At 65.5% G+C, this 12,459-nt stretch carries 12 protein-coding genes; all 12 read left to right on the top strand.

The features are described from left to right. Positions 1 to 8 precede the first annotated feature (8 nt). A complete protein-coding gene (locus J2S75_RS03100; RefSeq protein WP_307018086.1) occupies positions 9 to 623 on the top strand; it encodes an NADH-quinone oxidoreductase subunit C in 615 nt (204 codons plus the stop codon). A 15-nt stretch (positions 624 to 638) separates the two neighbouring features. Further along, positions 639 to 1,838, top strand: coding sequence for an NADH-quinone oxidoreductase subunit D (locus J2S75_RS03095; protein WP_307018084.1), 1,200 nt, complete (start codon positions 639 to 641; stop codon positions 1,836 to 1,838). 37 nt (positions 1,839 to 1,875) lie between these two features. After that, a complete protein-coding gene (gene nuoE, locus J2S75_RS03090) occupies positions 1,876 to 2,757 on the top strand; it encodes an NADH-quinone oxidoreductase subunit NuoE (RefSeq protein ID WP_307018083.1) in 882 nt (293 codons plus the stop codon). 10 nt (positions 2,758 to 2,767) lie between these two features. Continuing rightward, on the top strand, positions 2,768 to 4,069 hold the full coding sequence (nuoF, locus tag J2S75_RS03085; protein WP_307018081.1) for an NADH-quinone oxidoreductase subunit NuoF: 1,302 nt from the start codon (positions 2,768 to 2,770) through the stop codon (positions 4,067 to 4,069). 9 nt (positions 4,070 to 4,078) lie between these two features. Further along, a complete protein-coding gene (nuoG, locus tag J2S75_RS03080) occupies positions 4,079 to 6,157 on the top strand; it encodes an NADH-quinone oxidoreductase subunit NuoG (protein WP_307018079.1) in 2,079 nt (692 codons plus the stop codon). 13 nt (positions 6,158 to 6,170) lie between these two features. Then, entirely contained in the window at positions 6,171 to 7,205 is a 1,035-nt protein-coding gene (gene nuoH, locus J2S75_RS03075; RefSeq protein ID WP_307018077.1) for an NADH-quinone oxidoreductase subunit NuoH, read from the top strand. 1 nt (position 7,206) lies between these two features. Beyond that, positions 7,207 to 7,470: a hypothetical protein gene (locus J2S75_RS03070; protein ID WP_307018075.1), complete on the top strand. Its 264-nt coding sequence runs from the start codon at positions 7,207 to 7,209 to the stop codon at positions 7,468 to 7,470. A 10-nt stretch (positions 7,471 to 7,480) separates the two neighbouring features. Further along, a complete protein-coding gene (gene nuoI / locus J2S75_RS03065) occupies positions 7,481 to 7,969 on the top strand; it encodes an NADH-quinone oxidoreductase subunit NuoI (RefSeq protein ID WP_018963955.1) in 489 nt (162 codons plus the stop codon). A gap of 107 nt (positions 7,970 to 8,076) precedes the next feature. Further along, a complete protein-coding gene (locus tag J2S75_RS03060) occupies positions 8,077 to 8,682 on the top strand; it encodes an NADH-quinone oxidoreductase subunit J (RefSeq protein ID WP_307018072.1) in 606 nt (201 codons plus the stop codon). Between the two features lie 3 nt (positions 8,683 to 8,685). Continuing rightward, complete coding sequence (nuoK, locus tag J2S75_RS03055) at positions 8,686 to 8,994, top strand: NADH-quinone oxidoreductase subunit NuoK (protein ID WP_244376396.1); 309 nt, start codon at positions 8,686 to 8,688, stop codon at positions 8,992 to 8,994. A gap of 9 nt (positions 8,995 to 9,003) precedes the next feature. After that, positions 9,004 to 10,935 carry an NADH-quinone oxidoreductase subunit L gene (nuoL, locus tag J2S75_RS03050; RefSeq protein ID WP_307018070.1) on the top strand — a complete coding sequence of 644 codons (1,932 nt, stop codon included), beginning with the start codon at positions 9,004 to 9,006 and terminating at the stop codon, positions 10,933 to 10,935. Next, entirely contained in the window at positions 10,935 to 12,449 is a 1,515-nt protein-coding gene (locus tag J2S75_RS03045; RefSeq protein WP_307018068.1) for an NADH-quinone oxidoreductase subunit M, read from the top strand. Before nuoL ends, J2S75_RS03045 begins: the two co-directional genes overlap by 1 nt. Positions 12,450 to 12,459: the final 10 nt, after the last annotated feature.

Genomic DNA, 12,459 nt, shown 5'->3' with positions numbered 1-12,459 from the left:
GAGGCGAAATGGACGAGACGCTGAAAGAGCTGGGCGCGCATGTGAAGGAAGCGCTTCCCGACGCGGTCGAGGAAGTGCTCGTGGCCTATGGCGAGCTGACGCTGGTGGCGTCGGCCGCCGAGGTCATCAAGGTGCTGCGCTTCCTGCGTGACGACCCGTCCTGCCGGTTTGTGAGCTTCATCGACATTTGCGGTGTCGACTGGCCGCAGCGCGAGAAGCGCTTCGACGTGGTCTATCACCTGCTCTCGCCGACGCTGAACGCCCGCATCCGCATCCGCGTTGAGACCGACGAGACGACGCCGGTCGCCTCCGCCACAGCCGTGTTTCCGGGCGCCTTCTGGTTCGAGCGCGAGGCGTTCGACATGTACGGCATCCTGTTCTCCGGCCACCCGGAGCTGCGCCGCATCCTCACGGATTACGGCTTCGACGGCTATCCGCTGCGCAAGGACTTCCCGACCACCGGCCTCGTCGAGGTGCGCTATGACGACGAGCGCAAGCGGGTGGTCTACGAGCCGGTGAAGCTCGCGCAGGAATTCCGCAGCTTCGACTTTCTCTCGCCCTGGGAGGGGCCCGACTACGTGCTCCCCGGCGACGAGAAGGCAACGCCCCCGAAGGCGGGCTGAGGTGAGGTCCGAGCGATGAACGCACCCGGCAAGATCGACCCCAAGGTCCGCAACTTCCAGATCAATTTCGGCCCGCAGCATCCGGCGGCGCACGGCGTGCTGCGCCTCATCCTCGAACTCGACGGCGAAATCGTCGAGCGCGTCGATCCGCATATCGGGCTGCTGCATCGCGGCACCGAGAAGCTGATCGAGGCCAAGACCTATTTGCAGGCGGTGCCCTATTTCGACCGGCTCGACTATGTCGCGCCGATGAATCAGGAGCACGCCTTCTGCCTCGCCATCGAGCGCCTGCTCGGCGTGACCGTGCCCAAGCGCGGCCAGCTGATCCGCGTGCTCTATTCCGAGATCGGCCGCATCCTCTCCCACATGCTGAACGTGACCACGCAGGCGCTCGACGTCGGCGCGCTCACCCCGCCGCTGTGGGGCTTCGAGGAACGCGAAAAGCTGATGATGTTCTATGAGCGGGCCTCCGGCTCGCGCATGCATGCAGCCTATTTCCGTCCCGGCGGCGTGCATCAGGACCTGCCGCGTCAGCTCGTCGAGGACATCCTCGCCTGGACCAAGACCTTCCCCGCCTTCATGGACGACCTGGAAGGCCTGCTCACCGACAACCGCATCTTCAAGCAGCGCAATGTCGATATCGGCATTGTCAGCCTTGAGGACGCCTGGGCCTGGGGCTTCTCCGGCGTCATGGTGCGCGGTTCGGGCGCGGCATGGGACCTGCGCAAGGCGCAGCCCTATGAGTGCTATGACGAGCTGGAATTCGACATTCCGATCGGCAAGAACTGCGACAATTACGACCGCTACTGCATCCGCATGGAAGAGATGCGGCAGTCGGCGCAGATCATGCGCCAGTGCTGCGAGCGGCTGCTGAAGGAAGCGGGGCCGGTTTCGGCGGTCGACAACAAGATCGTTCCGCCCAAGCGCGGCGAGATGAAGCGCTCGATGGAAGCGCTCATCCACCACTTCAAGCTCTACACGGAAGGCTTCCACGTTCCCGCCGGCGAAGCCTATGCCGCCGTGGAAGCCCCGAAGGGTGAGTTCGGCGTCTATGTCGTCGCCGACGGCACCAACAAGCCCTATCGCTGCAAGATTCGCGCACCCGGTTTCGCGCATCTTCAGGCGATGGATTTCCTCTGCCGCGGCTACATGCTCGCGGATATTTCGGCGATCCTCGGGTCGCTGGATATCGTGTTCGGTGAAGTGGACCGCTGATCCCTGAGGGGAGGCGGTTCGATCGGAAGGGTACGGCATGTCTGTCCGTAGGCTTGCGCCAAAAGAGGTTCAGCCCGAGAGCTTCGCGTTCACGGCCGAGAATCTCGCCTGGGCCGAGAAGACCATCGCGAAGTATCCGCCGGGCCGTCAGGCCAGCGCGGTGATTCCGCTGCTCATGCGCGCGCAGGAGCAGGCCGGCGGCTGGGTGTCCGAGCCGGCGATGCGCTATGTCGGTGACATGCTCGGCATGGCGCCGATCCGCGTCTATGAGGTGGCGACCTTCTACACCCAGTTCCAACTGCAGCCGGTGGGCAAGCGCGCGCACATCCAGGTGTGCGGCACCACGCCCTGCATGCTGCGCGGGGCGGGCGATCTCATGAAGGTGTGCAAGAGCCGCATCCATGAGGAGCCGTTCCATCTCTCGGCCAATGGCGACTTCTCCTGGGAAGAGGTCGAGTGCGCCGGCACCTGCGTGAACGCGCCGATGGTGCAGGTGTGGAAGGATGTCTATGAGGACCTGACGCCGGCGGATCTCGAAAAGATCCTCGACGCTTTCGAGCGCGGCGAGCATCCTGCCTCCGGCCCGCAGAACGGCCGCCTGACCTCCGCGCCCGTCACCGGGCTGCGGGTGCTGACCTCGCCGGAACTGTTCGACGGTTCGATGGTCGGGCAGGGCGCCGGTCTGGCGCTGGCCCGCGAGGCGCTGGCTGCCAAGGCCAAGGGCGAGACGGCGCCGGCCGCGCCGCCCCCGGCTGCCGCTGCCGCCGCGCCGCCGCCCCCGCCGAAGAACGATCCGGCTCCTGCCGCCGCGCCCGCCGCCAAGGCGGTCGAGGCCGCCGGCGACGCCGACAAGGAGAAGCCGAAGAAGCCCGTCGCCCCGCCGCCCGGCGGCAAGCCGACCGATTCGACGGCGGAATGAGGAGCGAACCATGCTTGCCGACAAGGATCGCATCTTCACCAATATTTACGGCCACCATGACTGGGGGCTGCAGGGCGCGCTGAAGCGCGGCTCGTGGGACGGCACCAAGCTGTTCCTCGATGCCGGCCGCGATTTCATCATCGAGCATATGAAGGCCTCGGGCCTGCGCGGGCGCGGCGGCGCCGGCTTCCCGACCGGCCTCAAATGGTCGTTCATGCCCAAGAACAATGACGGGCGCCCGCACTACCTCGTCGTCAATGCCGACGAATCCGAGCCCGGCACCTGCAAGGACCGCGAGATCCTGCGCCACGACCCGCACCATCTGGTCGAGGGCTGCCTGATCGCCGGCTTCGCCATGGGCGCGCACACCGCCTATATCTATGTGCGCGGCGAGTTCATCCAGGAGCGCGAGCACCTGCAGGCGGCGGTCGACCAGGCCTATGAGGCCCGGCTGATCGGCAAGAACAACGTGCATGGCTGGGACTTCGACATCTATGTCCACCATGGCGCCGGCGCCTATATCTGCGGCGAGGAAACCGCGCTGCTGGAAAGCCTTGAGGGCAAAAAGGGCCAGCCGCGGCTGAAGCCGCCCTTCCCGGCGAATGTCGGCCTCTATGGCTGCCCGACCACGGTGAACAACGTCGAATCCATCGCGGTCGCCCCCACCATCCTGCGGCGCGGGGCGGCGTGGTTCTCCTCCATCGGCCGCGCCAACAATGTCGGCACCAAGCTGTTCGGCATTTCCGGCCATGTGAACACGCCCTGCATTGTCGAAGAGGCGATGAGCATCCCGTTCAAGGAATTGATCGAGAAGCATGGCGGCGGCGTGCGTGGCGGCTGGGACAATCTGCTCGCCATCATCCCCGGCGGCGCCTCCTGCCCGATCATCCCGGCCGAGCAGTGCGAAGACCTGATCATGGACTTCGACGGCTGCCGCGCGGTGAAGTCCAGCTTCGGCACCGCCGGCGTGCTGGTTATGGACAAGTCCACCGACGTGGTGAGGGCGATCGCCCGCATCTCCTATTTCTTCCGGCACGAGAGCTGCGGCCAGTGCACGCCGTGCCGCGAAGGCACGGGCTGGATGTGGCGCGTGCTCGACCGCATGGTCGAGGGCCGGGCGCAGAAGCGCGAGATCGATCTCCTGCTGCAGGTCACCACCCAGGTCGAGGGTCACACCATCTGTGCGCTCGGCGATGCGGCGGCGTGGCCGGTGCAGGGCCTGATCCGGCATTTCCGTCCCGAGATCGAAAAGCGGATCGACCAGTATTCGGCGAATCCGCATTCCGACCCGGTGCCGGTGGCGGCGGAGTAAGAGAGCATCATGGCCAAGATCATCGTCGACGACATCGAGCTGGATGTTCCGCCGGAGTTCACGCTGCTCCAGGCCTGCGAGGCGGCGGGCGCGGAAATCCCGCGCTTCTGCTTCCATGAGCGCCTGTCCATCGCCGGCAATTGCCGCATGTGTCTCGTTGAGGTGAAGGGCGGTCCGCCCAAGCCGACGGCGAGCTGCGCGCAGAATGTCCGCGATCTGCGCCCCGGCCCGAATGGCGAGCCGCCGGTCATCCTCACCAAGTCGCCGATGGTGAAGAAGGCGCGCGAAGGGGTGATGGAGTTCCTGCTCATCAACCACCCGCTCGACTGCCCGATCTGCGACCAGGGCGGCGAGTGCGACCTGCAGGACCAGGCCATGGCCTATGGCGTGGACACGTCGCGCTATGCCGAGAACAAGCGCGCGGTCGAGGACAAGTATATCGGCCCGCTGATCAAGACCTCCATGACCCGGTGCATCCAGTGCACCCGCTGCGTGCGCTTCACCACCGAGGTGGCGGGCGTGGCCGAGCTCGGCGCTATCGGGCGCGGCGAGGACATGGAGATCACCACCTATCTGGAAGCGGCGCTCTCCTCGGAGCTGCAGGGCAATGTCGCCGATCTCTGCCCGGTCGGCGCGCTGACCCAGCGCCCCTATGCCTACCATGCCCGCCCCTGGGAGCTGTCCAAGACCGAATCCATCGACGTGATGGACGCGGTCGGCTCCAACATCCGCGTCGACACCCGTGGCCGTGAGGTGATGCGCGTCCTCCCGCGTCTCAATGAGGACGTGAATGAGGAGTGGATCTCTGACAAGACCCGCTACATCTGGGACGGCCTCAAGACCCAGCGCCTCGACCGCCCCTATGTGCGGGTGAATGGCAAGCTCAAGGTCGCGAGCTGGCCGGAAGCCTTTGCCGCCATCGCCGCCAAGGTAAAGGCCGTGCCGGGCAATCGTATCGGCGGGCTGGTCGGCGATCTCGCCTCGGTGGAAGAGGCGTTCGCGCTGAAGTCGCTGCTCGCCTCGCTCGGCTCGTCCAACATCGACTGCCGGCAGGACGGGGCGAAGCTGGACCCGGCGCTCGGCCGCGCCAGCTATCTGTTCAACGCGACGATTGCCGGCATCGAGCAGGCCGACGCGCTGCTGATCATCGGCTCCAACCCGCGCCTTGAGGCGAGCGTGCTCAATGCCCGCATCCGCAAGCGCTGGCTGCAGGGCAATTTCCCCATCGGGCTGATCGGGCCGCATGTCGACCTGACCTATCCCTATGACTATCTCGGCGCGGGTTCCGACACGCTGACCGACCTCGTCAATGGTGGCGGCTTTGCCGAGGTGCTGAAGGGCGCCCAGCGTCCGCTGATCCTGATCGGCCAGGGCGCTCTCGCCCGTGCGGACGGGGCGGCGGTGCTGGCGCAGGCGGCGCGGTTGGCGGTCGCCGTCGGCGCGGTGAAGGAGGGCTGGAACGGCTTCTCCGTGCTGCACACCGCAGCGTCGCGCGTTGGCGCGCTCGATATCGGCGCGGTGCCGGGCGAGGGCGGGCTCGACGCGGTGGCGATGACCAATCCGGGCGGGGTGGACGTTCTGTTCGCCCTCGGCGCGGACGAGATCGACATCGCTCCCGGTGCCTTCGTGGTCTATCTCGGCACCCATGGTGATCGCGGCGCCCATCGCGCCGATGTGATCCTGCCGGGCGCGGCCTATACCGAGAAGTCCGGCACCTATGTGAACACGGAAGGGCGGGTGCAGGTCGCCAACCGCGCCGCCTTCCCGCCCGGAGAGGCGCGCGAGGACTGGGCGGTGCTGCGTGCGCTGTCCGATGTCGTCGGGCATCGCCTGCCCTTCGACAGCCTGGCGCAGCTGCGCGCCGCGCTCTACGCGGCGTATCCGCATCTCGCCCGGCTTGACCATGTCACGCCGGCCGATGCGGCGGCGGTCAATGCGCTGTCCTCGGCCGGCGGCACGCCGGCGAGCGGGCCTTTCGCTTCTGCCGTCACCGATTTCTACCTCACCAATCCGATCGCCCGCGCCTCGGCCGTGATGGCCGAATGCTCCGCGCTCGCGTCCAGCCGCCACGCGGCGGCGGCCGAGTGAGGGGAGGGAGCACATGACCGAAACGACCTGGTTCGACACGCTGATACAGGTGCTCATCATCGTCGCCCAGAGCCTCGCGCTGCTGGTCGGCCTGCTGATCATCGTCGCCTATGTGCTGCTGGCCGACCGCAAGATCTGGGCGGCGGTGCAGCTGCGTCGCGGCCCCAACGTGGTCGGGCCGTTCGGCCTGTTCCAGTCCTTCGCCGACCTGATCAAGTTCGTGCTGAAGGAGCCGGTTATTCCCGACGGCGCGAACAAGGGTGTGTTCCTGCTCGCGCCCTTCGTCACCTGCCTGCTGGCGCTCGCCGCCTGGGCCGTGGTGCCGATCGACGCGGGCTGGGTTGTGGCCGACATCAATGTCGGCGTGCTCTACATCTTCGCGATTTCCTCGCTCGGCGTGTACGGCACCATCATGGCCGGCTGGGCGTCGAACTCGAAATATCCCTTCCTGTCGGCGCTGCGCGCGGCGGCGCAGATGGTGTCCTATGAGGTCTCCATCGGCTTCGTCATCGTCACCGTTCTGCTGTGCGCCGGCTCGCTGAACCTCTCGGCCATCGTCGAGGCGCAGAACACCTCCTGGGGCATCCTCGGCTGGTACTGGCTGCCGCTGTTCCCGATGTTCGTGATCTTCTTCATCTCGGCGCTGGCCGAGACCAACCGCCCGCCCTTCGATCTCGGCGAAGCGGAATCCGAACTCGTCGCCGGCTTCATGGTGGAGTACGGCTCCACCCCGTACATGATGTTCATGCTCGGTGAGTATGTGGCGATCATGACCATGTGCGCGCTGACCGCCATCCTGTTCATGGGCGGCTGGCTGCCGCCGGTGCCAATCGCTCCCTTCACCTGGGTGCCGGGCATCGTGTGGTTCCTGCTCAAGGTGCTGCTGGTGTTCTTCATGTTCGCCATGGTGAAGGCGATGGTCCCGCGCTACCGCTACGACCAGCTCATGCGGCTCGGCTGGAAGGTGTTCCTGCCGATCTCGCTGGCGATGGTGGTGATCGTGGCGTCCGTCCTGCACTTCACCGGCCTTGCGGCGGCGGGGGGATGAGATGGGTGAGGGCACGCTCCACGCCCTGATGGAAGCCTCCGCCGTCGGTTGGGCGGGGGCGCTAGCGGGTGCGCTGTTTGGCGCACTCGAATGGTTCATACTGCCGCGGGTCGTCGAAACGTCGATCCGCGGTTCAAGGGAAGCCCGCAAACTGAGCGCTGACCAGCTGGCGGGAGTGATTTCGTGGTGGAAGACCGTCATCCGCGTCTTTGCCGTTTCGATGCCGCTGGTGGGCTTCGGCCTTGCCGCGGCCATGGCCGATTGAGGAGAGCGACATGAGATTGGATCTGGCCGCACGCCAGCTGCTGCTCACCGAGTTCGTCTCGGCGTTCTTCCTGGCGATGCGCTATTTCTTCAAGCCGAAGGCGACGATCAACTATCCCTTCGAGAAGAACCCGGTGTCGCCGCGTTTCCGTGGCGAGCACGCGCTGCGCCGCTATCCCAACGGGGAAGAGCGCTGCATCGCCTGCAAGCTGTGCGAGGCGATCTGCCCGGCGCAGGCCATCACCATCGAGGCTGGCCCGCGCCGGAATGACGGCACGCGCCGCACCACCCGTTACGACATCGACATGGTGAAGTGCATCTATTGCGGCTTCTGCCAGGAGGCCTGCCCGGTCGATGCCATCGTCGAGGGACCGAACTTCGAGTTCGCCACCGAGACGCGCGAGGAACTTTACTACGACAAGGCCAAGCTGCTCGCGAATGGCGACCGCTGGGAGCGCGAGATCGCGCGCAACATGGCGCTTGACGCGCCGTATCGTTGAGCGCTGGGGGCTGGGAACGTGAAGACCGAAACGATAAGGGCCGCTAGGGCCGTTCGCGCTGCGACCGCCGCAACAGCGGGCGCCGGAATGACTGGGGGGTGCCGGGCATGAGCCTCGCCGCGCTGTTCTTCTATCTCTTCGCCGGGGTCGCCGTGGCCTCGGCCTTCATGGTCATCGCGTCGCGGAACCCGGTCCATTCGGTGCTGTTCCTGATCCTGACCTTCGTCAACGCCTCGGGCCTGTTCATCCTGATCGGCGCCGAATACATCGCGATGCTGCTCATCGTGGTCTATGTCGGCGCCGTGGCGGTGCTGTTCCTGTTCGTCGTCATGATGCTGGACGTGGATTTCGTCGAGCTGCGCCAGGGCTTCCTGCAATATCTGCCGGTCGGCGTGCTGATCGGCATGGTGTTCCTCGCCGAGTTGGTGCTGGTCGTCGGTTCCTGGACCTTCGGCGCTGGCGTGACCGGCGCGGTCACCTCCGCCGCGCCCGGCGTGTCGAACGCGGTCGCCATCGGCCGGGTGCTGTACACGGATTACGTCTATTTCTTCCAGGCGGCGGGCTTCATCCTGCTGGTCGCCATGATCGGTGCCATCGTGCTGACGCTCCGCCACAAGGAGAATGTGAAGCGCCAGAGCATTCCGGTCCAGAACGCGCGCACCAAGGCGATGGCGATCGACGTCGTCAAGGTGCCTTCCGGCAAGGGGCTCTGAGCCATGGCGATCGGCCTTCCGCACTATCTGACCGTCGCGGCGATCCTGTTCACGCTCGGCACGCTCGGCATCTTCCTCAACCGGAAGAACGTCATCGTCATCCTGATGTCGGTGGAGCTCATCCTGCTGGCGGTGAATATCAACCTCGTCGCCTTCTCCGTCTTCCTCGGCAACATCGTCGGACAGGTCTTTGCCCTGTTCGTGCTGACGGTCGCCGCCGCCGAGGCCGCCATCGGCCTCGCCATCCTCGTGGTGTTCTACCGCAATCGCGGGTCGATCGCCGTCGAGGACATCAACACCATGAAGGGCTGAGCGGGCTTCATGCACCAGGCGATCGTATTTCTTCCCCTCGTCGGCTTTCTCATCGCCGGCCTGTTCGGCCGGCTGATCGGCGCCCGCGCCTCGGAGCTGGTGACGACCGGTCTGCTCATGATCTCCGCCTTCTTCGCGTGGATCGTGTTCTTCCAGACCGCTTTCGGCGGTCATGACGGTACGGTGGAGCTGTTCACCTGGATGGCGTCGGGCAAGCTCGACGTGACCTGGGCGATCCGCGTCGACACGCTGACCGCGGTGATGCTGATCCTGGTCACCACCGTGTCCTCGCTCGTGCACCTCTACTCCATGGGGTACATGCACGAGGACCCCAGCCGTCCGCGCTTCTTCGCCTATCTCTCGCTGTTCACCTTCGCCATGCTGATGCTGGTGACGAGCGACAACCTCGTGCAGCTGTTCTTCGGCTGGGAGGGCGTCGGCCTCGCTTCCTACCTGCTCATCGGCTTCTGGTACGACAAGCCGTCGGCCTGCGCGGCGGCGATGAAGGCGTTCATCGTCAACCGTGTCGGCGATTTCGGCTTCGCGCTCGGCATCTTCGCCGTCTATCTCATGACCGGCTCGGTGGCCTTCGAGCAGGTCTTCGCGGCCGCGCCCTCGCTGATGGACAAGAACATTCTGTTCCTCGGCCATGAGTGGCACGCGCCGACCGTGATCTGCCTGCTGCTGTTCATCGGCGCCATGGGCAAGTCGGCGCAGCTCGGCCTGCACACCTGGCTGCCCGACGCCATGGAAGGCCCGACCCCGGTCTCGGCGCTCATCCACGCCGCCACCATGGTGACGGCCGGCGTGTTCATGGTGGCGCGCCTGTCGCCGCTGTTCGAGCTGTCGGATACGGCGCTGAATGTGGTGCTGTTCGTCGGCGCCTCCACCGCCTTCTTCGCGGCGACGGTCGGCTGCGTGCAGAACGACATCAAGCGGGTGATCGCCTATTCCACCTGCTCGCAGCTCGGCTACATGTTCGTCGCCCTCGGCACCGGCGCCTATTCCGTCGGCGTGTTCCACCTGCTCACCCACGGCTTCTTCAAGGCGCTGCTGTTCCTTGCCGCCGGTTCGGTCATCCATGCGATGCACCATGAGCAGGACATGCGCCACATGGGCGGCCTGTGGCGGAAGATTCCCTTCACCTACGCCACCATGATGATCGGTGGCCTGGCGCTGACGGGCTTCCCCTTCACCGCCGGCTATTTCTCCAAGGACGCGATCATCGAGACCGCCTTCGTCAGCCACAGTCCCGCCGCCACCTATGCCTGGGTGATGACGGTCGCGGCGGCGGCGCTCACCGCCTTCTACACCTGGCGGCAGATGTTCATGACCTTCCACGGCAAGACGCGCGCGGACCACCACACGTTCGACCACGCGCATGAATCGCCGCTGACCATGCTGATCCCGCTCGGCGTGCTCTCGCTTGGGGCGCTGTTCGCCGGCATGATCCTCTACCCGTACTTCGTCGGACACGATGTCGATCACTTCTTCCGGGAGTCGATCTTCATGGCGTCGGACAACAAGATACTGGAAGAGATGCATCACATTCCCGGCTGGGCGAAGTGGGCCCCGACGGTGATGATGGCGCTCGGATTCGCCGTCGCTTACTGGATGTACATCGCCAACACCGCCGTGCCGAAGGCGCTCGCCAAGCAGAACGACGTTCTGTACCGCTTCCTGCTCAACAAGTGGTATTTCGACGAGCTGTATGACTTCCTGTTCGTCCGCCCGACCATGTGGCTCGGCCGCTTCCTGTGGAAGCAGGGCGACATGCGGGTCATCGACGGTTACGGCCCGAACGGCGTCTCGGCCCGTGTCATCGACGTGACCAACCGCGTCGTGCGGCTGCAGACCGGCTATCTCTACCACTATGCGTTCGTGATGCTGGTGGGCGTCGCGGCCCTCATCACCTGGTTCATGTTCGGGGGTGCGCACTGATGTATGAGTGGCCCATTCTCTCCGTCGTCACCTTCCTGCCGCTCGTCGGCGCGCTGCTGATCGTCCTGATGATCCGCGGCGACGATGAGGTCGCCAAGCGCAACGCCCGCTGGGTGGCGCTGTGGGCGACCCTCGTCACCTTCGTCATCTCGCTGCTGCTGCTGGTCGGCTTCGATGCGTCGAACCCGGACTTCCAGTTCACCGAATACCAGCCCTGGCTCGGCGATGTCGCCGCCTACCGCATGGGCGTGGACGGCATTTCGCTGCCCTTCATCGTGCTGACCACGCTGCTGATGCCGATGTGCATCCTGGCGAGCTGGGAATCGATCCAGCACCGCGTGAAGGAGTACATGATCTGCTTCCTGGTGCTCGAAACGCTGATGATCGGCACCTTCGCGGCGCTGGACCTGCTGCAGTTCTACTTCTTCTTCGAAGGCGGCCTGATCCCGATGTTCCTCATCATCGGCATTTGGGGCGGCAAGCGGCGCATCTACGCGACGTTCAAGTTCTTCCTCTACACGCTCGCCGGTTCGGTGCTGATGATGCTCGCCATCATGGCCATGTACTGGCAGGCCGGCACCACCGACATCACCCAGCTGCTGACCTTCAACTTCCCCTCGGGGATGCAGCACTGGCTGTGGCTCGCCTTCTTCGCCTCCTTCGCGGTGAAGATGCCGATGTGGCCGGTGCACACCTGGCTGCCGGACGCGCATGTCGAGGCGCCGACCGCCGGCTCGGTCATTCTGGCGGGCATCCTGCTGAAGATGGGCGGCTACGGCCTGCTGCGCTTCTCCCTGCCGATGTTCCCGGAGGCGTCGGCCTATTTCGCGCCCTTCGTCTTCACGCTCTCGGTGATCGCGATCGTCTACACCTCGCTGGTCGCCCTGATGCAGGAGGACATGAAGAAGCTGATCGCCTACTCCTCCGTCGCCCATATGGGCTATGTGACGATGGGCATCTTCACCCTGACCCAGGAAGGCATCCAGGGCGCGGTGTTCCAGATGGTCAGCCACGGCTTCGTCTCGGGCGCGCTGTTCCTGTGCGTCGGCGTGGTCTATGACCGCATGCACACACGCGAGATTTCCGCCTATGGCGGCCTCGTCTTCCGCATGCCGATCTACGCCACGCTGTTCATGGTGTTCACCATGGCCAATGTCGGCCTGCCGGGCACGTCGGGCTTCATCGGTGAGTTCCTCACGCTGCTCGCCACTTTCGGCCGCAACACCTGGGTCGCCTTCTTCGCCACCACCGGCGTGATCCTCTCGGCGGCCTATGCGCTGTGGCTCTACCGCCGGATCATCTTCGGTCCGCTGGAAAAGGACAGCCTGAAGGGGCTCGGCGACGTGAACGCACGCGAGATGGCCTCGCTCGTGCCGCTGCTGTTCTTCACCATCCTGTTCGGCGTCTGGCCGCAGCCGATCCTCGACGCCTGCAATGTCGCGGTGAACGCGATCGTTGCCCGCGCCGACATCGCCGTCGGCGCCGTCAAGGCCGCCGCGCTGGTGCTGCCTTGATCCGACCCAT

Origin of the sequence: Ancylobacter polymorphus (assembly GCF_030813495.1) — a bacterium.
In the GTDB taxonomy this organism is placed as follows: domain Bacteria; phylum Pseudomonadota; class Alphaproteobacteria; order Rhizobiales; family Xanthobacteraceae; genus Ancylobacter; species Ancylobacter polymorphus.
Note: the sequence above shows the minus strand (reverse complement) of the source record. Positions and strands in the feature narration are given on the sequence as shown.